Origin of the sequence: Pseudonocardia zijingensis (genome assembly GCF_042657305.1) — a bacterium.
In the GTDB taxonomy this organism is placed as follows: domain Bacteria; phylum Actinomycetota; class Actinomycetes; order Mycobacteriales; family Pseudonocardiaceae; genus Pseudonocardia; species Pseudonocardia zijingensis.
This window is the reverse complement of the sequence record NZ_JBHSKO010000026.1, coordinates 22,422-45,575: the sequence shown is the minus strand read 5'-3', so window position 1 is coordinate 45,575 and position 23,154 is coordinate 22,422. Positions and strand designations below refer to the sequence as shown.

Genomic DNA, 23,154 nt, shown 5'->3' with positions numbered 1-23,154 from the left:
GGCTGGATCAGTCCTGCAGCTCCGGCGGCAGGTACGCCTTGTGCGCGAGGAACAGCTCGTCGACCATCGCCGTGATCTGGTCGAGGGTGAGCAGCGCGCTGGTGAGCGGGTCGGCCATCACGGCGTGGTAGACGTGCTCGCGCCGGCCGGTGAGCGCCGCGGTGACCGCCAGCTCCTGCACGTTGATCCCGGTGCGGTTGACCGCGGCGCACTGCGGGGGCAGCGCACCGAAGACGGTGGGCTGCACGCCGCCCGAGTCCACCAGGCAGGCCACCTCGACGCAGCAGCCCTCCGGCAGGTTGGTGACGAGGCCCGTGTTGGGCACGTTCCCGTAGATCACGCTCTGCTGCCCGGTCTCGATGCTGTGCACGATCGCGGCGCCGTACTCCACCGACGGCGCCAGCTCGCCCTTGAGGTTCTCCAGGAGCTTGGCGGTCTGGCCGTCCTCGTCGTGGTCCTGGCAGATCTCGTAGTAGTCCCAGCGCTCCGGGATGAACTCCCGCACCATCTCCGGCGACTTGCGGAAGTAGGGCAGGTACTCCGACGCGTGGTGGCTCGACTCTGTGTGGAAGTAGCCGAACGCGTCCATGATCGCCGTGCGGACCCGCTCGTTGCCGCCCTCGTAGACCGACTCCCCGCGGTCGGCGCCGCTGTGGTCGCCGTGGTCGGCCGCGAGCCCGCTCCCGGCCCGCCCGCGCAGGTGGCGCTGCGCCATCACCTTGCGCATCCGCGGGTAGAGGTCCTCACTCCCCCGGCGGAACTCGGTGAACCACGACTGGTGGTTGATCCCGCCCGCCCGGAACCGCACCTCCTCGTACGGGACGTCCAGCGCGCGGGCCAGCATCCGGGAGGTGCCCTGCACGCTGTGGCAGAGCCCGACGGTGCGGGCGCCGAGCGCGTTCAGGTACCAGGTGGCCATCGCCATCGGGTTGGCGTAGTTGATCACCTGCGCGTGCGGGGCGAGCTCGGCGAGGTCGGCGGCGATCTCGCGGTAGGCCACCACGGAGCGCAGGAACCGGAACACCCCGCCGGGGCCGAGCGTGTCGCCGACCGTCTGGTCCACGCCGTAGCGGCGGGGGATCTCCACGTCGTCGCGGAAGGCCTCGACGCCGCCCACCTGGAACGTGATGATCACGTGGTCGGCGCCCGCGAGGGCGGCCCGCCGGTCGGTGGTGCTCTCCACCGTGGTCGGGAACCCGTGGTGCGCCACGAGCGCGCGCGTGGCGGCGGCCGTGCGCTCCAGCCGGCCGGCGTCGATGTCCATCAGGGTGAGCGTGCTGTCGCGCAACGCCGGGTAGCTGAGCAGGTCACCGATCAGCCGGAACGGGAAGACGTACCCACCGGCGCCGATGATGGTGATCTTGGCCATGGGCTCCACGCTAGGAGCTGAGACACCTAGGATCGGTCCGCGAACGTCGGGCGGAGTTCCAGGATCCTCAGATGTCGGTCACGCACGAAACCTCCGGGCTGTGGTGCCGGCAGGGTCGCGGCTACGCGATGGCCAGCGCCCACCGCCACGACGACCTCGAGGTCAACATCGTCGACGACGAGCCGCTCACCTACCTCTTCGGCGGCACGCTGGTGACGATCCAGCCCGGGCACGCCGCGCTGTTCTGGGCGTCCGTGCCACACCGGCTGATCGACACCCCGACGAACTGGAACGCCCGCGTGCGCTGGCTGCACGTCCCGCTCGCCCAGGTGCTGGGGTGGGAGCTGCCCGGACCGGTCATGGCCGAGCTGCTGCGCGGCACCCCGCTCGTCACCCGCCAGACCGAGCACCCGGATCCCGCCGCCTTCACGCGGTGGGTGGCCGACCTCGCAGGCACCTCGTCCGACCTGCACGCGATCGCCCTGCTGGAGGTGCAGGCCGGGGTGCGCAGGCTGCTGCGCACCGCGCTGCCCGCCGACCACGACACCGGCACGCTCCCGGACGCCGTCCGGCACGTCGTCGCGATGGCGCGCTACATCACCGAGAACTTCCGGGAGCCGATCCGCACCACCGACGTCGCCGCGGCCGTGCACCTCAACCCGAACTACGCGATGACGCTGTTCCGCCAGGTGCTCGGCACCACCGTGCACACCTACCTCACCGACCGGCGCATCGCCGAGGCCCAGCGCCAGCTGCTCACGAGCGCCGCGACCGCCCGCCGCATCGCGGAGGACGCGGGCTTCGGCTCGCACAGCGGCTTCCACGCCGCGTTCGCGCAGGCCTGCGGGATGCCGCCGGGCCGATACCGGCGGCTGCACCGCGGCCGCTGACGCTCAGCGGGTGGCCGCCAGTGCGTCGGCGTCCTCCCGCACCGGGCGCACGCGGCCGGCGCCGGGGCGGGCGTGGGTGGCGTAGAGCGTGAGCCCGACGAAGGTCAGGCCGCCGACGAGGTTGCCGACCACGGTGGGGAACTCGTTCCACACGAAGTAGTCGACGATCGAGAACTCGCCGCCCATCATCAGCCCGGACGGGAACAGGAACATGTTCACGATCGAGTGCTCGAAGCCCATGTAGAAGAACACCAGGATGGGCATCCACATCCCGATCACCTTGCCGGACACCGACGTCGAGATCATCGCCGCCACGACACCGGTGGAGACCATCCAGTTGCACAGCACCCCGCGCAGGAACAGGGTCAGCATCCCCGCCGCGCCGTGGTCGGCGTAACCGACCGTCCGCGCCGCACCGATCTCGCCGAGCCGCTGGCCGACCTCGTTCGGGTCCACGGTGAAGGCGAAGGTGAGGATCACGGCCATCATGAGCGCCACGGTGAGCGCGCCCGCGAAGTTGCCGACGAAGACGAGGGCCCAGTTGCGCAGGACGCCCTTGATCGTGACGCCGGGCCGCCGGTCGATCCAGGCCAGCGGGGCCAGCGTGAAGACGCCGGTCAGCAGGTCGAACCCGAGCAGGTAGAGCAGGCAGAACCCCACCGGGAACAGCAGCGCGCCCACCAGCGGCGACCCTGTCTGCACGGTGACGGTGACGGCGAACGCGGCGGCGAGCGCGAGGATGGCCCCGGCCATGTAGGCGCGAATCACGGTGTCGCGCGTGGACATGAAGACCTTCGCCTCGCCGGCGTCGATCATTTTCCCGACGAACTCCGACGGGTTCAGGTAGGACATGCGGTGGCTCCTCAACGGTCTGCGGGCAGGCCGCGTCGAGTCTCGAAACCGGGTGTTGCCGCCGGGTTACGCCGCCGATGTGATCGGGTCACGCCCCGCTCACACCTGCCGCTCCCCTCGCGACAGGCGCGCGTTTCCCCACCGTAACGCGGCCGCAACAGGTGCCCGCGAGCCTGGGGCGACCCACCACCCCGGAAGGAGCCGACGATCAACCCCATCATGGACAAGGCCGAGGCCGCCCGGCTCGTCGTCGCCGCCCGCACCCGGCGCGGCCTCACGTGGGCCGGCATCGCCGAAGCCCTCGGCACCCCGCTCGTGTGGACCACCGCGGCCCTGCTCGGCCAGCACCCGATGTCCAGCGAGCAGGCCGGGGCCGCGTGCGCGCTGCTCGGGCTCGACGAGACCGTGGCCGAGAGCCTCCAGCAGCAGCCATCCCGCGGCACCGATCCGGCGCTGATGGCCGACCCCACGATCTACCGCTTCACCGAGGCGCTGTCGGTCTACGGACCGGCGATCAAGGAGCTCATCCACGAGGAGTTCGGCGACGGGATCATGAGCGCCATCAACTTCCGCGTGGACGTCGAGCGCAGGCCCGACCCCGACGGCGACCGCGTCGTCGTCACGTTCGACGGGAAGTTCCTCGACTACCGCTGGTAGGCGCACCCGGCTCAGCCCGTGAGGTCCCCCTCCCGGGCGTTGACCGCGGCGTAGTGGGCGACCTTGTCCTCGTCCACGACCACGCCGAGGCCGGGACCGGTCGGCACCTGCAGCTTCCCGGCGTCCAGGACGAGCGGTTCGATCACGTCGTCGGCGTGCAGGTAGTACATGCTGTCGATCGCGCGCGAGAGCACGGGCGTGCTGGCCACCACCGCCAGGTGGGCGGCCGTGGCGATGCCCAGCTCCCCGCCGGAGTGCAGGTTCATGCCGAGCCCGAACGTCTCGCAGTGGGCGGCGAGGGCCTTGGTGGCGGCGATCCCGCCCCACTTGTAGACGTCGCCGTGCACGACGTCGACGGCGCCGAGGCGCATCGCCGGGGCGAAGTCCTCGAAGCGCACAAGGCACATGTTCGTGCACAGCGGGATGCGGACCTTCGCGCGCACCTGGCTCATGCCCTCGATGCCGACGCACGGGTCCTCGAGGTACTCCAGGTCCAGCTCCTCGAGCTGGATGCCCGCGCGCACCGAGTCCGGCACCGACCACGCGGCGTTCGGATCCACGCGCAGCTTGACGTCGGGCAGCGCCGCGCGCAGTGCGCGCAGGACGCGCACGTCGCCCTCGACGTCCACGGTGCCTTTGAGCTTCACGGCCGTGAAGCCGCCCTCGGCGACCACGCGAGCGGCGTGCTCGGCCAGTCGCGCCGGCAGGTCGGCCGCGGACGCGCCGGACGCGTCCGCGCGCGTGATCAGGGCGGTGATCGGGACCTCGGTGCGGACGGGCCCGCCGAGCAGGTCGGTGAGCGGCTGGCCGGTCGCCTTGCCGATGACGTCCCAGCAGGCCACGTCCAGCGCGGCGATCGCGGCGTAGCCCAGGTAGCCGTGGAAGAAAGGCACCATGTGCTGGCGGCGGTGGAACGCCTCGAGCGCGAACGGGCTGGTGCCGACGAGATCGGCGGCGAGCCGGCGCACGAGCTCGGCCACCGGGCGGCCCCACATCGTCTCGCCCCAGCCGGTGACGCCCTCGTCGGTGCGGACCCGCACGATCGTGCGCGTCTCCCCGGTCTTGGTCTCGAACGAGCTGGTGAACGGGTTGGTCAGCGGCAGGTTCACGACCTGCACGTCGACATCAGTGATCTTCACGGGTTCCCCCTCCGTGGCTGCGGTCGGTGGCGGCGGCGAAGGCGCGGATCGCGCCGGCGAGCGCCTCCACCCGGGCGTCGAACAGCTCGCGGCCCGTCTCCGCATCGGCGGCGCGTGCGTCGTCGGTGGTGCCGCCCACCCGCTCCCACTCGCCGTGCCGCTCCACCAGCAGGCCGGGTGCGGGCGGGCGGTGGAACAGCGGCGGTTCGGCGGGCGCCCGCCACGGCGGGACCGGTGCCACCAGGTCGGGGTGGGCGGCGAGCATCAGCGACGTCTCGAACCGGCCGGCGTGGCCGGGCGAGCCGCCATCGCCCAGCGCCCAGTAGGAGCAGGCGCCCAACGCGACGTCGCGCTCCAGCGCGCACCGCTTCACCGCGAGCCGCACGATCTCGTCGTTGCCGCCGTGCCCGTTCACGAGCAGCACGCGCCGGAACCCGCTGCGCACGAGCGAGTCGAGGACGTCGGCGAGCACGGCCTGCAACGTGGCGGCCGACAGCGACACGGCCGCGGCGAACAGGTGGTGCGGGCTGTGCCCGAACGGCAGCGCCGGCAGCCGCACGAGCTCCGGGTCGCCGCCCGCGGGCGCGAGGCGGGCGAGCGCGGCGTCCACGACGGCCTCCGCGAGCAGGGTGTCCGTGCCCATCGGCAGGTGCGCGGCGTGCTGCTCCTGGGAACCGACGGGCAGCAGTGCGATCGCCCCGCGCTCACCCGCGGCGCGCACCTCCCGCCACGGCTGCCGGTCGAGTCGTAACACGGCTGTTCCCACCTTCCTGTGTTCGAGGTGCATAAGGTCTGCGGCATGAGCAGCCCCCACCGCGCCGCGCTGCGCCTGGTGCCCGATCCGGCCCCCGGCGCCACTCCGCGCACGCTGGGGGCGGTCGAGGTGCTGCCCGGTCTCGTGCGGGCCGCGCTGATGGACATGTCGGGTGCTGTGCTGCGGCGCGGGGAGGCCGAGTTCGCTCCCGGCGACGCAGCCGGCGACTCGGCCGCTGTCGACGCCGCGCTGCGGGCGGCGGCCGCGCCCTGCTTCGTCGACGGCGCGCCTCTCGGCATCGGTGTGGCGGCAGCCGGCCTCGTCGACGCGGACGCCGGCCTCATCATCGAGGTCAACGACGCACCCGCGCTGCGCGGCTACCCCGTGCGGGAGCGGCTCGCGCGCTTCGGGGCGCCCGTGCACGTGGAGCACCGCGCCCGGCTGCAGGTGCTGGGTGACCGGTGGTTCGGGCCCGGGCGCGGGCGCAGCGACTTCGCGTCGGTGTCCACCGGCGAGGTCCTCGGCGTCGGGATCCTGCTGGGCGGCGAGGTGCTCGCTCCTCCCGGCGGGCGCAGCGGCGCGCACATGACCGTTGCCGGGCCCGACCGCGTCTGCACGTGCGGCGCGCGCGGCTGCTGGAAGACGGTGGCCACCACCCGGTGGTTGCGCGAGCGCGTGGCGGGCACCGGGCTCCCGGCCACGCTCGCCGGGCTCGCCGCGAGCACCGATCCGGACGCCGCCGCCGTGGTCGACGAGTACGCCGGGAATCTGGCGCTGGGGCTGCTGAACATCCAGCAGCTGTTCGCGCCGGGCCTGTTCGTGCTGCACGGCGAGGCGCGCGACGGCGGCGAGGGTTTCCGGGAGCGGGTGGTGCAGCGCCTGCGCGCCGCCTCGTCGTGGTCGCCCGCCGCCGAGCCGCCCGCGGTCGTGGTGAGCTCCACCGTGGTGGATGACATCGCGCTGCTCGGCGGCGCGGGGCTGGTGCTGTCCGCGCGCTAGCACCCCGGGGGCGCTCAGGCCACCCTCCGGCGCCGGGACCGGTGCGGGTCGGGGTCGGGCACGGCGGCCAGCAGGGCCTGCGTGTAGGCCTCCCGCGGGCTGCGCAGCACCTCGTCGGTGCCGCCCTCCTCCACCACCGCCCGCGGTGCAGCACGGCGACGCGGTCGGCGACCTGCTGCACCACCGCGAGGTTGTGCGACACGAGCACGTAGGTCAGCCCCAGGCGGCGCTGCAGGTCGGCGAGCAGGTCCAGGATCTGCGCCTGCACCGAGACGTCGAGGGCGCTCGTGGGCTCGTCGAGCACCACGAGGCTCGGGCGCAGCGCCAGCGCGCGGGCGATCGAGATGCGCTGGCGCTGCCCGCCGGAGAACTCGTGCGGGTAGCGGTCCTGCACGTCGCCGGGCAGGCCCACGGAACCGAGCAGCTCCGCCACGCGCTCGCGCAGCGCAGGCCGCGCCCGCCGGGCGCCGCTGCCCGGCTCGTGGGTCACGATCGGCTCCGCGACGATGTCGGTGACCCGCATGCGGGGGTTCATGCTCGAGTACGGGTCCTGCAGCACCACCTGCATCTCGCGGCGCACCGCGCGCAACCCGGCCCCCGACAGGTTGGCGAGGTCCTCGCCCCGGAAGCGCACCGTGCCCGCGGTGGGCGGCTCCAGCTTCAGCAGCAGCCGCACGAGGGTGGACTTGCCCGACCCGGACTCCCCCACGACCGCCGTCGTCTCCCCGGCCCGCACGGTCAGGCTCACCTCGTCGACCGCGACCACCGGCGGCGCGCCGCGGCGGCCCCGGTACTCCTTGCGGACGCCGTCGAGCTCCACGAGGGCGGTCATCGCGTCTCCAATCGGGGCGTGGCGCGCAGCAGTTCGCGCGTGTACTCCTGCGCCGGCGCGTCGAACACGTCCAGCACACCGCCGGACTCGACCACCCGGCCCTCGCGCATGACGACCACGCGGTCGGCCACCTCTGCGACCACGCCGAGGTCGTGGGTGATCAGGACGACCGCGGTGCCGTGGCGTTCGGACAGCTCCACGAGCAGGTCCAGGATCTGCGCCTGCACGGTGACGTCGAGCGCGGTCGTCGGCTCGTCCGCGATGAGCAGCCGCGGTCGTCCGACCAGCGCCATCGCGATCATCGCGCGCTGCCGCAGGCCGCCGGACAGCTCGTGCGGGTACTGGTCGGCGCGCCGCTCCGGGTCCGGGATGCCGGCCTCGCGCAGCGCAGGCACGACCGCCGCCCGGGCCTCGGCACGCGAGGCGCCGCGGTGGTGGCGCAGCACCTCCGCCACCTGGTTGCCGATGCGCTGCAGCGGGTCGAGGCTCGTCATCGGGTCCTGGAAGACCATCGCGACGTCGGCGCCGCGGATCGTGCGCAGCGCCCGCTCGTCCATCGTGAGCACGTCGCGGCCGTCGAGCAGCACCGACCCGGACGGGTAGGCGCACGGCGGCTCGGGGTTGAGCCGCAGCACCGACAGCGCCGTGGCGCTCTTGCCGCTGCCGGACTCCCCGACGACGGCGAGGATCTCGCCGGCGTCGACGTGCAGGTCGACGCCGCGCACGGCGTGCACGGTCCCGGTGCCGAGGCGGAACTCGACCGACAGGTCCTGGATCTGCAGCAGGCTCATGACCGGTACGCCTTCGGGTCCGAGACGTCGCGCAGGACGTCCCCCGCGAGGTTCACGGCCAGCGCCGTGAGCATGAGGGCGAGCCCGGGGAAGACGGCGATCCACCAGGACGTGCCCAGGTAGAGCTGGCCGTCGCTGAGCATGCCGCCCCAGGTCACCACCGACTTCGGGACGCCGAGCCCGAGATAGCTCAACGACGCCTCGGCCACGATGGCGGCCGCCACGTGCAGGGTGCCGATGGTCGCCAGCGGCGCGAGCACGTTGGGCAACAGGTGCCTGCGCATGATCACCAGGTCCGGCACGCCGATCGCCCGGGCCTCGGTGACGAAGTCGCGCGAGCGCAGCGACAGCACCTCGGACCGCACGACCCGTGCGTAGGACACCCAGCCCGTGAAGCCGAGCACGATGATCACGTACCAGAGCCCGGAACCGAGGAAACCGACCACGGCGAGCGCCAGCAGGATCGACGGGAACGCGAGCTGCAGATCGGCCAGCCGCATGAGCAGCCGGTCGGCCCAGCCCCCGAAGTAGCCGGTGACCAGGCCGACGGCGGCCCCGATCACCCCGGCGAGCAGGGCGGCGGCCACGCCGACGACCAGCGACACCCGCGCGCCGTGGATCAGCCTGCTCAGCACGTCGCGGCCGAGCTGGTCGGTGCCGAAGAGGTGCGCGACGTCGCCCCCGGCGAGCCAGGCGGGCGGCTGCAGCCGCACCAGCAGGTCCTGCGCCGCCGGGTCGTAGGGGGCGAGTACCGGCGCGAACACCGCGGCCAGGACGACCGCGGCCAGGAGGGTGATCGCCACGACGGCGAGCTTGTTGCGCAGCACCGCGCGCACCCGCTGGGTCGCGGCCGGTGCGGCGATCGTGGCAGCGGTCATGGGTGGGCCACCCGCACTCTCGGGTCGAGGATCGCGTACGAGGCGTCGACGACGAGGTTGACCACCACGAACGTCGCCGCGAAGAACAGCACCGCCGCCTGCACCAGCGGGAAGTCGCGGTTGGCTATCGCCTCGACGGTGAGCCGGCCGATGCCGGGCCAGGCGAACACCTGCTCGGTGAGGATCGCCCCGCCGAGCAGGCTGCCGACCTCCAGCCCGACCACCGTGACCACCGGCAGGGAGGCGTGCCGCAGTGCGTGCCCCGCCACGATCGCCCGGGTGCCCAGGCCCTTCGCCCTCGCCGTGCGGATGTGGTCGGAGGCGAGCACCTCGATCAGCGACGACCGCAGCAGCCGCGCGATCACCGCCACCGAGTAGACGGCCAGCGTGACGGCCGGCAGCACGAGGTGTTCCAACGAGCCGTACCCGGACGCCGGCAGCAGCTGCCACTGCACGGCGAACAGCAGGACCAGCAGGATCCCCGTCCAGAAGGCCGGGGTCGACTGCCCGACGAGCACCGCCGCCATCACGCCGGTGTCGCCGGGACGGCCGCGGCGCAGCGCGGCGTAGATCCCGGCCGGCACCGCGACGACGAGCGCGACGACCGTGGCCGCGCCCGCGAGCTGCAGGGTCGCGGGGATGCGCTCGAACAGCACCTCGGCGACGGGGCGGTCGTAGAACAGCGAGGTGCCGAAATCCAGCCGTGGCAGTCCCCACAGGTAGTCCAGGTACTGCACCAGGAGCGGCCGGTCGAGGCCGAGGCTCGCGCGCAACGTCGCCTCCTGCTCGGCCGTGGCGTCCGGCGGCAGGAGCAGCCGCACCGGGTCGCCGGACAACCGCACCAGCAGGAACGCCACGGTCGCGGCGGCCACGAGCACGCCGACCGCACCGAGCACCCGCACGAGCAACGTGCCGGCTACACCGCGCCCCGGCGCCGGCGGGCGCGCCGCCTCCACGACGGGCCCGCTCACTCCGTCACCTCCGCGGTAGCCATCGCCAGCGAGCCGTGCACCGGCGGCCGCCACGTCGGGCGGTCGTTGCGGGCGGCGAGGATGTCGACCTGGTAGAGGAACACGAACGGCGCCTCCTGCTTCAGCAGTCGCTGCAGCTGTCCGAACGCGCGCAGCCGCTCCTGGGGATCGACCGAGAGTTCCTCGCGGTCGATGAGCCGGTCCGCCTCGTCGGAGGTCCAGCGGCTCTGCCGGCGGTCCCGGCGCACGTTGGACTGGACGTTGCTCTGCCCGTCGAGCGTCCAGCCGGTGCTCGCGGCCAGGTACATCGGCCCGAGGCCACGCCGGTTGTCCGAGGTGAGACGGCTGGAGTAGGTGCCGGCGTCGATCGCGTCGACGCGGGCGCGGACCCCGACCCGGGCCAGCAGCCCCGAGATCGCCTCGGCGACGTTGGCGTCGGCGCTCGACGCGGTGAGCACGGTGTCGAACCCGTCGGGGTAGCCGGCCTCGGCGAGCAGCGCGCGAGCCCGTGCGGGGTCGCGGGTGTAGGGCTGCACCGACGGGTCGAAGCCGAACGACTCGCGCGGGAACATCGTCGGTACCTCGCGCGCCTGGCCGTCCAGCACCGCGTCGATCAGCAGCGGCACGTCGACCGCGTGGTTGAGCGCCTGACGCACCCTGCGGTCGCGCAGCGGGCCGTCCTCGGTGTCCAGCGACAGGTACGAGGTCCGGATGCCGGGGAACCGGTCGATCGTGATGCCGGGGTAGCCGCGCAGCTGCAGGGCGGCGTCCGGGGTGAGGCCGGTGACGAGGTCGACCTCGTCGCTCTGCAGCGCCGCGAGTGCCGACGCCGGGTTGGCCATCGGGCGGAACACGAGCTCGTCGACCGCCGGGCGCCCGTTCCAGTGGGCCGGGTTCGCCCGCATGCGCAGCTCGTGATCGCGGCGCCAGTCGACGAACGTGAACGGCCCCGTGCCGACCGGTGCCTGCGCGAACCCGGCGTCACCGACCTCGGCGAGGTAGCGCGGCGGTAGCACCACGCCGCCGAACAGCGAGAGCTTCGCCGGCAGGATCGGGTCGGGCTGGTCGGTCTGCAGCTCCACGGTCAGCGGGTCGACCGCGGTCGCGCCGGTGACGTAGCGCAGCTCCACGATCGGCGACTTCGTGGCCGGGTCGAGCAGCCGCTCGATGCTGAACGCGACCGCCGCCGCGTCACAGTGCTCGCCGTTGTGGAAGGTGACACCGGGGCGCAGCTGGAAGCGCCAGGTCAGCGGCGTCGGGTTGGACCAGGACAGCGCGAGCCGGGGAGCGAGCCCGTTGTCCGGGCCGCGGGTCGTGAGCGTGTCGAAGAGGTTGATCAGGACGTTCATCGACGTCATGTCGCCCTGCTTCTGCGGGTCCAGCGTCTTGGTGTCGCTGGGCTGGGTCAGCCGCAGGGCCCGCCCGATCGGGACGTCGTTCGTGCCGCACGCGGTGAGCGCGGCGACCGCGGGGACGGCGAGACCCGCGAGGCGCAGGGCGGAGCGCCGGGACAGCCGTGCGGTCACGGACACCAACTCATTCCACTTTTCCTTCCCGGCATTCCGTCTCACGGAACGCTGGGCGGTAAGGTAAGCGCCATGGCAAGGGCTGTCAACGAACCAGGCGCGGAACCCGGCGACCGGCCGGTCGAGGCGCGCGGGGCGCTCGACAAGGCGCTCGCGCTGCTCACCGCGCTCGCCCGGCCCGACGGGCCGCACCGGCTCGCCGAGCTGGCCGCCGCGGCGCAGGTACCCAAACCCAGCGCCCACCGGATGCTGCGCACGCTCGTCGACAACGGCTTCGCCAGCACCGTCGGCACCGGCTCGTACCAGGTGGGCCCGCACCTGCTCGGGATGGCCGCGGCAGCGCTCGCGAGCAGCCGGGAAGGCCGGTTCGTCCGCCCGGTGCTCACCGACCTGCAGCGCCGCACCGGCCACACCGTCCACTACGCCCTGCGCTCGCGGGACGTGGCCGTGCAGCTCGACGTCGTCGAACCGGCGTCGGGGTACCGGCTGGCCGTGCGGGCTGGCGACGAGGTGCCGCTGCACTGCTCCGCCGTCGGGCGCGCGATCCTCGCCGGTCTCCCCGACCGCGAGGCTGCCGACCTCCTCGGCCCCGGCCCGCTGCCCGCCCGCACGCCGCACACGCTCACCGACCCCGCCGCGGTGCGCGCCGCCGTGGCCCAGGTCGACGCGCACGGCTACGTGGTGGAGGACGAGGAGCACGAACCCGACGTGCGCAGCATCGCCGCCCCCGTCGTCGACGGTACGGGCGCGGTGGTGGGCGCGGTCGCCGTCAGCGGGCTGACGTTCGTGCTCAGCCGCGACAGCGCCGACGTGCTCGGACCGCTCGTGCGCGACGCCGCTGCCCGGCTGTCGGCCGCGCTGGGCAGCGGCCGGCTGCGGCTGGTGGGCGAGGATGGATGAGGCGATCGCGGCCGTCGTCGAGCGCGGCGTGGCCGAACGGGTCCACTCAGGCGCCGCCTGGTCGGTCGGCGACGCCGACGGGCCGATCACCCGCGGGTTCACCGGCAGCACGCGGTGGGGTGGGCCGCCGGTGGGCGAGGACTCGCTGTGGGACCTCGCCTCGGTCACCAAGCCTATCGTCGGGCTCGCGGTGATGGCGCTGGTCGAGCGGGGCGCGCTGGGGCTGTCCGACACCCTCGGGGCGCTGTTGCCCGGCTACGCGGCGAGCGCCGACAAGGCCGGCCTCACCGTGGCCCAGCTGCTCACCCACACCTCCGGGCTGCCCGGCGCCACCCCGCTGTGGCGCACCCACCGCACGCGCGACGACCTGCTCGCCGCGATCCGCGACACCCCGCTGCCCGCGCCGCCCGGCACGCGGGTGGAGTACTCGTCGCAGGGGTTCATCCTGCTCGGCCTGGTGGCCGAGGCCGTCACCGGCACGCCGCTCGACGCCCTCGTCCGCGAGCTGGTCACCGGCCCCGTGGGGATGCGCGACACGACCTTCTCCCCCGACACCGCCCGCTGCGTCTCCACCGAGGAGTGCGCGTGGCGCGGCCGGCTCGTCACCGGCCAGGTGCACGACGAGAACGCGGTGGTGCTCGGGGCGCCCGCCGGCCACGCGGGCCTGTTCGCCCCGCTCGCCGACCTCGAACGGCTCGCGCGCACCCTCCTCACGGGTGGCCCGCTGCAGCCGCGGACGCACGCCCTGATGACCGCCGCCCACACCGACGGGCTGAACCTGCGCCGCGGGCTGGGCTGGCAGGGCCACGACGGGGCGGACTCCCCGGTCGGCACCGGCCCCGGGCCCCGCTCCTACGGCCACACCGGCTTCACCGGCACGAGCCTGTGGGTCGACCCGGACGCGGGCCGCACGATGGTGCTGCTGACCAACCGCGTGCACCCCACCCGCACCCGCCCCGGGATCGAGCGGGTGCGCCGGGAGTTCCACGACCTGGCGGTGCGACCGGTCTGACCGATCTCCGTCCGAGATCGAGGTGAGCGCCCTGTCTACGAGGTGCGCTGCTACTGAGCCCGGACGCGAGTCTCCCGTTCGGGAGGGCGAGTCCCGCGACTCGGCGCGCAACTCGCGCCCCACAGCGCGTGATTCGAGCGCCCGGATGCGGCACTCACGCCGCACCACGCGAGACTCGCGCGGCCGTCGCCTCCCCGGACCTCCCACCACGGTCGCCGACCCGCTCGGAGCACCGGCTCACAGCAGGTCACGCGGGATGCTGCGGGCCCAGTCGCGGGAGAACGTGCGGTGCTCCCCCTCGTAGGCGTCGAGGTGGCCGTGCACCTCGAACGACGTGGGCGTGCAGGTCAGCACCGTGCGGGTGACGGTGCGGGCGCACCAGCCGTCGCGGGCGAAGGTCACCGACCACTCGACGTCACCGCGGGGCGAGCCGAAGTCGTCGGCCACGCTGCTGTACCGCTCGACGACCCGGCGCCCGACGGTGGTGCCGGTGTCGTCGTAACGCACCACGCCGCCGTCCTTGACGATCTCCAGCTCGGAGCGGTAGTCGACGAGGTCGCGCGAGACCCGCCAGCGGTTCTCCCCCGGCTCCAGCTGGGTGGTGGGTGCGGGTGGTGCGCCTTCGGGCTCGCCGAAGGGACGCACCGGCACCTCGTCCTCCGCCGACGTCGGGCGGACGGGCAGCACGAGCCTGCTCGTGCCCGTGCGGACGGTCAGGGCGGCCGGTCCCGGTGGCGGCCAGGCGAGCGGCCAGTAGGAGCTCGACAGCGACAGCCGGATCCGGTGGCCGGGCGGGAACGCCTGCGCGACGCCGTTGAGCTGCACGCGCACCCGCTGGAACGCGCCGGGTTCCACGGGTTCCGGGGCGTCGTCGCGATCCCGGTGGGTGAGGTTGAGCAGGCCGTAGGTCACGCGGGTGGCGCGCCCGTCGGGCGAGACGTCCGACAGCCGCGCCGCCACCATCGCGACCGGCCGGTCCGCGGCGACGTCCAGTTCGACGGCGGGCGCGCCGAGGATCTCGCAGCGCTCCGCGAGCGGCTCGGTCTCGAACACCAGGGAGCCGCCGTCCTCCTCGCGCTGGTCGTAGGGCAGGTCCGGCGGCGCGTTGTAGGAGGCCCACTTGCCGGCGAACTGACCGACCGACAGCGGCGACTGCACGCCCACCTCACCCCGCTCGACCTCCTCGCCGGGGCGGGCGAGCGTGTGCGGCGCGAGCGCGCGGGCCACCGGCTCGACGTGCGGCGACAGCCAGCCCGGCTCGCCGACCCAGCGGCCGGGCCGCTCCTCGTACGCGGTGGAGGGCGGGACGCTCTCCTGCATCCAGGTGGTGAGGACCGGCCCGTCCTCCGCGCCGTTGCGCTCGTCCTTCAGCCACCGGTCGAACCAGCGCACGACCTCCTGCAGGTAGCCGATCGCGGGGCCCGGCACCCCGAGGTGCGGGTACTTGTGCGACCACGGCCCGATCAGGCCCTTTCGCGGCACGTCCAGGTGCTCCAGCACGCGGAACACGGAGTTGGAGTAGCCGTCGGCCCAGCCGCTGGAGGCGAACACGGGCACCTGCACGGCCGCGTAGTCCTCGCACACCGACGCCCGCCGCCAGTAGTCGTCGCGGCGCTGGTGGGCGAGCCACTTCAGGATCCACGGCTCCGCCCCATCGAGGCGCTCGTGCCACATCTCGCGCCAGCGCTCCCCCACCGCGGCCGGGTCGGGCGGCAGGGTGGAGTAGGCGAACATCGTGCCCGCCTCGGCGAGGTTGTCCGAGAGCAGGCAGCCGCCCATGTAGTGCATGTCGTCGGCGTAGCGGTCGTCGGTGAACGACGCGATCACGACGGCGCCGAGGCTCGGCGGGCGCCGCGCGGCCACCTGCAGCCCGGCGAATCCGCCCCACGAGATGCCCATGAGCCCGGTGCGCCCGGTGCACCACGGCCGGTCGGCGAGCCACTCCAGCGCGGCCTCGATGTCGCGGTGCTCCTGCTCGGTGTACTCGTCGTCCAGGACGCCGTCGGAGTCACCGCTGCCGCGCAGGTCGAGCCGCAGGCAGGCGTAGCCGTGGCCGGCGAGGTAGGGGTGGTGGATCGAGTCCCGCACCGAGGTGAGGTCGCGTTGCCGGTACGGGATCGCCTCGCAGATCGCGGGCACCGGTTCCCGCTCGGCCGCGCACGGCAGCCACAGGCGCGCCGCGAGCTCACCTCCGTCCGGCATCGGGATGCGGACGGCCTCGGCGCGGCGGACCTCGTACGGGAGAGAGCCGACCTCCCGCATCAGTCGTCGAACTCGTAGGTCAGGGCACCGACGGCGCGCTCGTACTTGTCCACCAGCTCCCGCTCGTCGCGGGCCCCGACGATCACGTCGGTGAGCTCGTAGCTGTAGCTGTCCTGGGCGGGCAGCTCCGACAGCCGCTGCCCCACCTCCGGCACCGGGGACAGGCGCACGCCGGGGATGTCGCGCTCGATGCGGGCGATCTCCTCGGGGCTCGGCGCGCGGCGCAGCACGCCGTCGTCGAAGCGGCGGTGGTACCACTTCGCCGCGATCCCGTACGGCCCCTTCCCGCGGCGCAACTCGGGGTCGCGGCCCAGGGCGAGCTGGACCATCGCGTGGTGGTTGGCGATCCCGTCGACGTGGGCGAACAGCTCGGCGTGCGACTGCGAGTGCCGCGGGTTGATCTCCAGCAGGGACACGTCGCCCGAGGTGGGGTCGAGGAAGAACTCGACGCTGAAGGTCGTCCAGTTCAGGCCGATCCGGTCGATCACACGCTCGGAGACCTGCACCAGGCGCTTCTGCACCCGGTCGGGCAGCTGCGACGGGTACTGGTGGCGCAGGAAGCTCGACCGCTGCGGGTAGGTGATCGAGTCGAGCACACCGTAGACGACGACCTCGCCGTCGCGGACGTACCCCTCGGTGGCCGCGCGCGCCCCGCTCAGCGCCTCCTCCGCCAGGCAGGCCTGCCCGCCGACCTCGGCGATCTCGGGCGGGAGGTCGACCTGGTCGAGGATCCACTCGAACGGGCGGCCGAGCCGCCCGATGCCCTCCCGGATCTCCGCGACGGCGGCGGCGAGCTGCTCGTCGTCGCGTACGTGGAAGGCCAGCTCGGAGGAGTAGGACTTCACCGGCTTGAGCCACCCGGGGTAGCGGACGCCGTCGGGCAGCCGGGGCTCGTCGAGGTCGACGAGCCCGAACCGCGGGTACTCGTCGATCACCTGCTGCTGCTCGAGCCGGCTCCAGTACTTGTGCTCGCACTTCACCACGGCCTCGAGCGGAGCGGCGTGCAGGCCGTACCGGCGCGCGAGGAGCGGCACGAGCGTGCTGATCGGGAAGTCCCAGAACCCGACGATCGCGTCGACCGGCGCCGTGCGGGCGTCCAGCTCCCCCACGGCGCGGTCGACGAGGTCCGGGATCGACACCTCTCCCTGCTGCATCTCCGCGGGCGTGAGCACCGGCACGAACGTCTGCCGCTCGTGCCCGGGCATGCCGCGCAGCAGCTCCAGGTTGCCCTCGTCGGCCCCGAGGACCGCGATCGTCACATCGTCAGGTCGCTGATCGTCCACAGGGGATCGGTTACCGCCCCGGCGGGGGTGGAAACGCGACGGGCCACCACCGTGTGGCCCGCGACCGGCGTCAGGCCGCTGCCCGCCACGGCGCCACCCGGTGCTCGTCGAGCAGGTCGGGGCGCTGCAGGGAGCCGAGCATGGCGTGCACCGCGCCCTCGGTGTCCCGGGTCCAGTCGTGGCACTGCTGTGCCGAACCGCACAGTTGCGGCGCCCGGCGGCGCGCCGCGTCCACGATCGCGCCGGCCTCGCCGGCGACCTGCCGGTTCGCGGTCTCCGGGTCGCGCAGCTGCGCCCCCGCCGTCGCGACGATGCCCGCGACGTCCTGCAGGCGCGCGTCCAGCCAGGCCCAGGGGTCGGCCTTGACCGCTTCCTCCCAGTGCCGGTCGCTGGGCTCGACCCCGTCGAAGAACGGGTGGTAGTGCGCCGCCTCGAAGGCCCCGGGCGTGCCGTCGAGCCGGTCGAACAGGTCGGCCCGCCACACCGGCCGGTCGATCACCACCAGCTGGGCCGCCGACTCCGACCCGCGGCGCTCCTGCGGGGTCAGCAGGCGGATCTCCACCCGCGCCCCGTGCTCGAGGTGGCTGTCGGCGAGGTCGATCTCGAACCAGTGCCGCACGAGGACGGCGAGCTCGGGGAAGACGAAGGCCTGCTGCACGCGCTGCTCCTGTCGGTGTCACCTGCGGGTCCGCTACCGGCCTACCAGTTCACGGGGCGACCCGCAGCACCGCCGCGACGACGTCGGGCCCGCTGCCGAGCTCCGGGTCGTTGTGGCCCGCCCCCGCCACCTCCGTGTAGTCCGCGCCCACAGCAGCGGCGACGGCGCGGCTCTGCTCGACGGGCACGATCTCGTCGGCCCCGCCCGCCACCACGGCGACGGGCGCTCGCACCGACCGCACGTGCTCGAACAGCGGGAACCGGTCGCGCAGCAGCGCGCGCACCGGCAGGAACGGGTAGGCCCGCGCCCCCACGTCGGCCAGCGAGGTGAACGGGCTGCGCAGCACGAGCGCCCCCGCCCGGCGCTCGGTGGCCAGCCGGGTGAGCGGCGCACCGCCGAGGCTCTCGCCGAACAGCACCAGGCGTTCCGCCGCCACGCCGCGCTCCTGCACCAGGTACCCGTAGGCGGCATCGACGTCCGCGGCGAGGCCCTCCTCCGTGGGCGAGCCCGGGTTGCCCCCGTAGCCGCGGTACTCCACCAGCAGCACGTCGAAGCCGGCCTCGGCCAGCGCCCGGGCGAGCGGCACCCGCAGCGCCCGCGACCCGCCGTTGCCCGGCGCCACCAGCACCGTGCTGTCCCGGGACGGCCCGGTGGCCGGTGCCCACCACGCGGTGAGGTCGAGCCCGTCGGCGGTGTGCAGCACGACGTCGCGGCCGCCGTGGAGGTGGGCCGCGGCCGGCCCGCCGGGCGCCCCGAACGGCAGGTAGACCAGCCGCCGCTGGAACGCCCACAGCAGTGCGCCGACTACGGCCACCACCACGACGACGGCGACGCCCACCCGCAGCGCGGTACCCATGTTCCGCCCGAGATCCGGAGGTTTCGGGCGCTCATGGTAGTCGCGAGCGCCATCGGCAACCGATACTCGCGATCATGACCGGGAATTCGCACCTCGAGCGGGTGCTGGGGATGCCCTCGATCGTGCTCTTCGGTCTCGCCTACCTGGTGCCGCTCACCGTGTTCACGACCTACGGGGTGGTCACCGAGCAGACGGCGGGGCACCTGCCGGCGGCGTACGTCGTGACGCTCACGGCGATGCTCTTCACCGCCTACAGCTACGGGCTGATGGTGCGGGCCCACCCGTTCGCGGGCTCGGCCTACACCTACACGCAGCGGGCGTTCGGGCCGCACCTGGGCTTCATGACGGGCTGGGCGCTGCTGCTCGACTACCTGTTCCTACCGATGATCAACTACTTGGTGATGGGCATCTACCTGGGGGCCGCCTTTCCCGCGGTGCCGGCCGCGGTCTGGATCGTCGCCGCGATCCTGCTGGTCACCGGCCTGAACGTGCTGGGCATCCGGCTCGTGGCCCGCACGAACTTCATGCTCGTGGCGGTGCAGGTCGTGTTCATCGTGGTCTTCGTGGTGGCCGCGGCGCGCACGATCGCGGGCGCCGGCCTGCCCTCGCTCACCGCGCCGTTCCTGCCCAGCGGCGGGGAGGCGTCCGCGGTGTTCGGCGGGGCGGCGATCCTGTGCCTGTCGTTCCTCGGTTTCGACGCCGTCTCGACGCTCGCCGAGGAGACCCGCGAGCCGCGCAGGCGCATCCCCCGGGCGATCATGCTCGTCACGGTGATCGGCGGAGCGCTGTTCATCCTGGTCTCGTACGTGGGCCACCTCGTCTTCCCGCGGTACGCGGAGTTCACCGACGTCGACTCGGCCGCACTGGACGTCGTGGGCGCGGCCGGCGGCGCCGCACTCACCGCGTTCTTCACCGCCGCCTACATCGCGGGCTGCTTCGGCTCGGCGATGGCCGCGCAGGCGAGCGTCTCCCGGATCCTCTACGCGATGGGCCGCGACGGCGCGCTGCCCTCACGGGTGTTCGGGCGGCTGCACGCCCGGTTCCGCACGCCCGCGCTCGCCACGGCGGTGGTCGGCGTGCTGTCGCTGATCGCGCTGGTGATCAGCCTGGAACTGGCGTCGTCCATGATCAGCTTCGGCGCACTGGTGGCGTTCTCGCTGGTCAACCTGTCGGTGATCAAGCACTACGTGGTCGACGAGGCCCGGCGGGCCCCCGCGCAGATCGTGGCCTACGCCGTGGTGCCCGGCATCGGCGTGCTGCTCACGCTGTGGCTGTGGACCAGCCTGTCGGGCACCACGTTCGCGGTGGGGCTCGCCTGGATCGCCGCCGGCTTCGCCTACCTGGTGGGGCTCACCCGGGTGTTCACGAGGCGGCCGCCGCAACTGCAGCTCACCCCGTGACTCCCGGGATCAGGCCACCGGCACCGCGAGGCCGCTCGCGCCCAGCTCCGACGTGACGAGGTCGGGCGCGGCCCGGCGCAGGAACCCGAGGCCGATCTCGGCGCGGCGCACCCGCTCGCGCGACAGCTGGACGTTCAGCGCCTCGTGCTGTCCACCGCTCGGGTAGACGTCCGGGTGGTTGCGCAGCCCGAACTTGACGTAGATCGGCGCCAGCACCCGCACGAGCTCCGCGATCTCGTGGTGGCGCACGAACCCACCGAGGGTGTCGGGCGACTCGACGTACATGTCGATCGGGATCTGCGTGGCGGCCCGGATCGAGGCCAGCCGCGGCAGCGGCAGCCCGGGCGGCACGTTGTAGGTGTCGGCGCCGAGGTCCTGCATCAGCCGCACGCTCACCGGGTTGGACGCCATCATCTGCACCGACACCTTCACAACGAAGTCGGGGGCGATCAGCCCGGCCTCCTTCATGTGCCTGGTCATCAGCAGCAGGCCCTCGTCGGCGACGAGCGCACCCCGCACGCCGAGCTCGTTGGCGCGGACCAGGTCGTCCATCGCGTAGGCGAGCTGGTCGGCGCCCTCGTGGCGGCAGCCGACGAGGCCCGCGGTGGGGGTGCGGGCCTGGGCACCGATGTCCCACGGCGCCCGCGGGCCGACGAAGAGGCTGAGCTCCACGCGCCGGGCCGCGCAGGCCCGCACCATGTCGGTGATCTCGGCGTCGGTGGCCAGCATGATCCCGCTGCCGGACGAGACGCGGTGCACGCGCACGCCGCGGGCGTCGGCCTCGTCGAACACGGCCTGCAGCGCCGCGGGGCCCTCGACGCTGGGGATCTCGGTGCGGTACTGCGCCCCGTCCGGGAAGCGCAGCGACGAGTCGGGCAGGTCGTTCGCCTCACGGGCCGGGTAGCCCAGGCGCGTGAGCAGGTCGGCGACGGCGGATCGGGTGTCGGTCATCGCGGCAGATCCTCCCGGTTGTTCCGATGGACGCAATTCATCTCGCAATACGCACGCATGTGACGTGATTCACCGATGGTTCGAATCCGGGACATGAAATGGCGGTATCCCGTTCCGAAATCGGCACCTACGCTGAAAATGATCATCGCGGTCGTTCCGGCAGGCCGCATGACCGATGCGGAGGTGAGCGGCCATCACTGCGTGCGATGCGGTTTCTGGCACGGTGCGAACGCCCCGGCGCTGGGAGATCTCCTTCCCTCGCGACCTGGTCCTCGACCAGGACGAGGAGTGGTGCGAGGTCAGGATCGGCGGGAGGAACATCCGCGTCCGATTCCACGACTACCACGTCATCTACGAGTGCCCCGGCCTGTACGAACAGCTTTTCGACGATGTGCTCGAATGCGTCTCCCCGCGCGTGGTCCGAGGCCTGCTCGCCCGCGCGGTGGCGGATCGGGGCATCGCCCCGGCCGACCTCCGGGTGCTCGACGTGGGGGCGGGCAACGGGATGGTCGGTGCGGAGATCCGCGCACTCGGGGCGGGCACGGTCGTCGGCGTCGACATCATCGAGGAGGCGGCGCGGGCGGCCGCCCGGGACCGACCCGGCGTCTACGACGACTACCTGGTCGCCGACCTCACGGCGCTCACCCCCGAGCAGCGGGAGGAGCTCACCGCCCGTCGGTTCAACGCCATGACCACGGTGGCGGCGCTGGGGTTCGGCGACATCCCGCCCGCGGCGTTCACCACCGCGTTCAGCCTCGTCGAGCCCTCCGGGCTGATCGCGTTCACGATCAAGGAGGACTTCGTCACCGACCACGACGTCACCGGCTTCAGCCGCCTGATCAAGCAGATGCTCGCCGAAGAGGTGATCACCGTCATCGCCGAGGAGCACTACCGGCACCGGCTCTCGGTCCGGGGGGACCCGCTGTACTACGTGGCGTACGTCGCGCGGAAGCTGCGGGACGTCCCCGCCGACCGGACGGGCTGACCCCCACGAACTCCGGGGACGGTGGGCTCACCACGGGGCCACCGCTCCGTCCGCGGTGTGCCACACCGGCAGCGTCCAGCCGCCGTCGAAGTCCTCCTCGGCGCGTTCCGGCTCGGGCAGCAGCTCGACGCCGAGGCCGGGACCGGTGGGCGCAGCCACGTGCCCGTCGACCACCTCGAAGGGTGTCGTCACCAGACCCGGTCCGAGGTGCAGCTGCTCCTGGGCGAGGAAGCCCGGCACGGTGAGGGCCAGGTGCACGCTCGCCGCCAGGTTCACCGGACCCAGCGGGTTGTGCGGCGCCAGCGCCGCGAAGTACGTCTCCCCCATCGCCGCGATCTTGCGCGCCTCGGAGATCCCACCGCAATGGGCGAGGTCGGGCTGGAGCACCGCGGCCGCGCGCGACTCGAGCAGCTCGCGGAACCCCCAGCGCGTGAACAGCCGCTCCCCCGTGGCGATCGGCACGGTGGTGGAGCGGGCGATCTCGGCCATCGCCGGCACGTTCTCCGGCAGGCACGGCTCCTCGACGAACAGCGGCGACAGCGGGGCCAGCTCGGCGATCAGCACCTTCGCGACGGCGGGCGAGACTCGGCCGTGGAAATCGATCGCGATGTCGACGTCGTCGCCGACGGCATCGCGCAGCGCCGCGAACCGCTCCACCTGCAGCTTCACGAAGCCGCGCGACTCCACCGGGCGCGCGGGCCCTGGCAGCGCGGTCTTGATCATCGTGAAGCCGGCGGCGACGGCAGCGCGCGCCTTGGCCGTGAGCTCCTCGATGTGCGCGTCGGCGCTCGACCGGTCGAACGCCTCCCAGTCGCCTGCGTTGACGTGCTGGTACACCCGGACGCGGTCGCGCACGGCACCGCCGAGCAGCACGTGCACCGGCACCCCGAGGTGCTTGCCGAGGATGTCCCACAGCGCCTGGTCGATCGCGGAGATCGCGCTGCAGAGGATCGAGCCGCTCGGGTAGAACGTCGAGCGGTACATGAGGTGCCACAGGTGCTCGATGCGCCGCGGGTCCTGGCCCACGAGCAGCTCCTCGAACTCGCCCAGCGCCGCCTGCACCACCCGCGCCTTTCCCTCCAGGCAGGCCTCGCCGATGCCGACGATCCCGTCGTCGGTGTGCAGCCGGAGGAACGAGTAGCGCGGCCGTACGTGGACGACCTCGAACTTGACGATCTTCATGCGACTC

22 protein-coding genes and 1 pseudogene are annotated in these 23,154 nt (G+C 73.2%); 7 read left to right on the top strand and 16 right to left on the bottom strand.

What is annotated here, in order from left to right:
- Positions 1 to 7 precede the first annotated feature (7 nt).
- Positions 8 to 1,369 (bottom strand): alpha-glucosidase/alpha-galactosidase, encoded by a 1,362-nt coding sequence (melA, locus tag ACFPL3_RS34275; RefSeq protein ID WP_343941045.1) that lies wholly within the window; start codon positions 1,367 to 1,369, stop codon positions 8 to 10.
- 71 nt (positions 1,370 to 1,440) lie between these two features.
- Here melA and ACFPL3_RS34270 point away from each other — a divergent pair, with 71 nt between their 5' ends.
- Positions 1,441 to 2,259, top strand: coding sequence for a helix-turn-helix domain-containing protein (locus tag ACFPL3_RS34270; protein WP_343941046.1), 819 nt, complete (start codon positions 1,441 to 1,443; stop codon positions 2,257 to 2,259).
- Between the two features lie 3 nt (positions 2,260 to 2,262).
- On the opposite strand, the gene ACFPL3_RS34265 is transcribed toward ACFPL3_RS34270, so the two are convergent.
- Entirely contained in the window at positions 2,263 to 3,111 is an 849-nt protein-coding gene (locus tag ACFPL3_RS34265; RefSeq protein ID WP_343941047.1) for a formate/nitrite transporter family protein, read from the bottom strand.
- Between the two features lie 207 nt (positions 3,112 to 3,318).
- Here ACFPL3_RS34265 and cynS point away from each other — a divergent pair, with 207 nt between their 5' ends.
- Positions 3,319 to 3,768, top strand: coding sequence for a cyanase (cynS, locus tag ACFPL3_RS34260; RefSeq protein WP_465269445.1), 450 nt, complete (start codon positions 3,319 to 3,321; stop codon positions 3,766 to 3,768).
- 11 nt (positions 3,769 to 3,779) lie between these two features.
- Here cynS and ACFPL3_RS34255 read toward each other — a convergent pair whose 3' ends face one another.
- Both ACFPL3_RS34255 and ACFPL3_RS34250 read right to left on the bottom strand, forming a co-directional pair.
- Positions 3,780 to 4,907: a mandelate racemase/muconate lactonizing enzyme family protein gene (locus ACFPL3_RS34255; protein ID WP_343941049.1), complete on the bottom strand. Its 1,128-nt coding sequence runs from the start codon at positions 4,905 to 4,907 to the stop codon at positions 3,780 to 3,782.
- Complete coding sequence (locus tag ACFPL3_RS34250; RefSeq protein WP_343941050.1) at positions 4,894 to 5,661, bottom strand: creatininase family protein; 768 nt, start codon at positions 5,659 to 5,661, stop codon at positions 4,894 to 4,896. Before ACFPL3_RS34250 ends, ACFPL3_RS34255 begins: the two co-directional genes overlap by 14 nt.
- Before the next feature lie 45 nt (positions 5,662 to 5,706).
- Here ACFPL3_RS34250 and ACFPL3_RS34245 point away from each other — a divergent pair, with 45 nt between their 5' ends.
- Positions 5,707 to 6,660 (top strand): ROK family protein, encoded by a 954-nt coding sequence (locus tag ACFPL3_RS34245; RefSeq protein ID WP_343941051.1) that lies wholly within the window; start codon positions 5,707 to 5,709, stop codon positions 6,658 to 6,660.
- Positions 6,661 to 6,674: 14 nt separating this feature from the next.
- On the opposite strand, the gene ACFPL3_RS34240 is transcribed toward ACFPL3_RS34245, so the two are convergent.
- The 6 genes and pseudogenes from ACFPL3_RS34240 to ACFPL3_RS34215 form a co-directional block, all read right to left on the bottom strand.
- Positions 6,675 to 6,797, bottom strand: a complete 123-nt coding sequence (locus tag ACFPL3_RS34240) for an ABC transporter ATP-binding protein (RefSeq protein WP_343941052.1) — start codon at positions 6,795 to 6,797, stop codon at positions 6,675 to 6,677.
- 101 nt (positions 6,798 to 6,898) lie between these two features.
- Positions 6,899 to 7,492: pseudogene (locus tag ACFPL3_RS34235) on the bottom strand (ATP-binding cassette domain-containing protein); the annotation flags it as partial.
- On the bottom strand, positions 7,489 to 8,283 hold the full coding sequence (locus ACFPL3_RS34230) for an ABC transporter ATP-binding protein (protein ID WP_343941053.1): 795 nt from the start codon (positions 8,281 to 8,283) through the stop codon (positions 7,489 to 7,491). The gene ACFPL3_RS34230 and the pseudogene ACFPL3_RS34235, both read right to left, overlap by 4 nt.
- Positions 8,280 to 9,161: an ABC transporter permease gene (locus tag ACFPL3_RS34225; protein WP_343941054.1), complete on the bottom strand. Its 882-nt coding sequence runs from the start codon at positions 9,159 to 9,161 to the stop codon at positions 8,280 to 8,282. Before ACFPL3_RS34225 ends, ACFPL3_RS34230 begins: the two co-directional genes overlap by 4 nt.
- Positions 9,158 to 10,132 carry an ABC transporter permease gene (locus ACFPL3_RS34220; protein ID WP_343941055.1) on the bottom strand — a complete coding sequence of 325 codons (975 nt, stop codon included), beginning with the start codon at positions 10,130 to 10,132 and terminating at the stop codon, positions 9,158 to 9,160. The genes ACFPL3_RS34225 and ACFPL3_RS34220 overlap by 4 nt, the downstream gene beginning before the upstream one ends.
- A complete protein-coding gene (locus tag ACFPL3_RS34215; protein ID WP_343941056.1) occupies positions 10,129 to 11,658 on the bottom strand; it encodes an ABC transporter substrate-binding protein in 1,530 nt (509 codons plus the stop codon). The genes ACFPL3_RS34220 and ACFPL3_RS34215 overlap by 4 nt, the downstream gene beginning before the upstream one ends.
- A 72-nt stretch (positions 11,659 to 11,730) precedes the next feature.
- Between ACFPL3_RS34215 and ACFPL3_RS34210 the strand changes: the two genes are divergently transcribed.
- Both ACFPL3_RS34210 and ACFPL3_RS34205 read left to right on the top strand, forming a co-directional pair.
- Positions 11,731 to 12,558 carry an IclR family transcriptional regulator gene (locus ACFPL3_RS34210; RefSeq protein WP_343941057.1) on the top strand — a complete coding sequence of 276 codons (828 nt, stop codon included), beginning with the start codon at positions 11,731 to 11,733 and terminating at the stop codon, positions 12,556 to 12,558.
- Complete coding sequence (locus ACFPL3_RS34205; RefSeq protein WP_343941058.1) at positions 12,551 to 13,570, top strand: serine hydrolase domain-containing protein; 1,020 nt, start codon at positions 12,551 to 12,553, stop codon at positions 13,568 to 13,570. Before ACFPL3_RS34210 ends, ACFPL3_RS34205 begins: the two co-directional genes overlap by 8 nt.
- Positions 13,571 to 13,807: 237 nt before the next feature.
- Here ACFPL3_RS34205 and ACFPL3_RS34200 read toward each other — a convergent pair whose 3' ends face one another.
- From ACFPL3_RS34200 to ACFPL3_RS34185, 4 genes are all read right to left on the bottom strand, one after another.
- Positions 13,808 to 15,832, bottom strand: a complete 2,025-nt coding sequence (locus ACFPL3_RS34200; protein WP_343941059.1) for a CocE/NonD family hydrolase — start codon at positions 15,830 to 15,832, stop codon at positions 13,808 to 13,810.
- The gene (locus ACFPL3_RS34195; protein ID WP_343941092.1) at positions 15,832 to 17,037 is read right to left on the bottom strand and encodes an ATP-grasp domain-containing protein; all 1,206 of its coding nucleotides are present in this window, start codon (positions 17,035 to 17,037) and stop codon (positions 15,832 to 15,834) included. Before ACFPL3_RS34195 ends, ACFPL3_RS34200 begins: the two co-directional genes overlap by 1 nt.
- A gap of 148 nt (positions 17,038 to 17,185) precedes the next feature.
- The gene (locus ACFPL3_RS34190; protein ID WP_343941060.1) at positions 17,186 to 17,773 is read right to left on the bottom strand and encodes a hypothetical protein; all 588 of its coding nucleotides are present in this window, start codon (positions 17,771 to 17,773) and stop codon (positions 17,186 to 17,188) included.
- Between the two features lie 49 nt (positions 17,774 to 17,822).
- Complete coding sequence (locus tag ACFPL3_RS34185) at positions 17,823 to 18,629, bottom strand: alpha/beta hydrolase (RefSeq protein WP_343941061.1); 807 nt, start codon at positions 18,627 to 18,629, stop codon at positions 17,823 to 17,825.
- A 74-nt stretch (positions 18,630 to 18,703) separates the two neighbouring features.
- Between ACFPL3_RS34185 and ACFPL3_RS34180 the strand changes: the two genes are divergently transcribed.
- A complete protein-coding gene (locus ACFPL3_RS34180; protein ID WP_343941062.1) occupies positions 18,704 to 20,029 on the top strand; it encodes an APC family permease in 1,326 nt (441 codons plus the stop codon).
- Positions 20,030 to 20,038: 9 nt separating this feature from the next.
- Here ACFPL3_RS34180 and ACFPL3_RS34175 read toward each other — a convergent pair whose 3' ends face one another.
- On the bottom strand, positions 20,039 to 20,980 hold the full coding sequence (locus ACFPL3_RS34175; RefSeq protein ID WP_343941063.1) for a U32 family peptidase: 942 nt from the start codon (positions 20,978 to 20,980) through the stop codon (positions 20,039 to 20,041).
- Positions 20,981 to 21,203: 223 nt separating this feature from the next.
- On the opposite strand from ACFPL3_RS34175, the gene ACFPL3_RS34170 reads away from it, so the two are divergent.
- Positions 21,204 to 21,965, top strand: a complete 762-nt coding sequence (locus ACFPL3_RS34170) for a methyltransferase domain-containing protein (protein ID WP_343941064.1) — start codon at positions 21,204 to 21,206, stop codon at positions 21,963 to 21,965.
- A 27-nt stretch (positions 21,966 to 21,992) separates the two neighbouring features.
- Here ACFPL3_RS34170 and dgoD read toward each other — a convergent pair whose 3' ends face one another.
- Positions 21,993 to 23,147, bottom strand: a complete 1,155-nt coding sequence (gene dgoD / locus ACFPL3_RS34165) for a galactonate dehydratase (protein ID WP_343941065.1) — start codon at positions 23,145 to 23,147, stop codon at positions 21,993 to 21,995.
- Between the last annotated feature and the right edge of the window lie 7 nt (positions 23,148 to 23,154).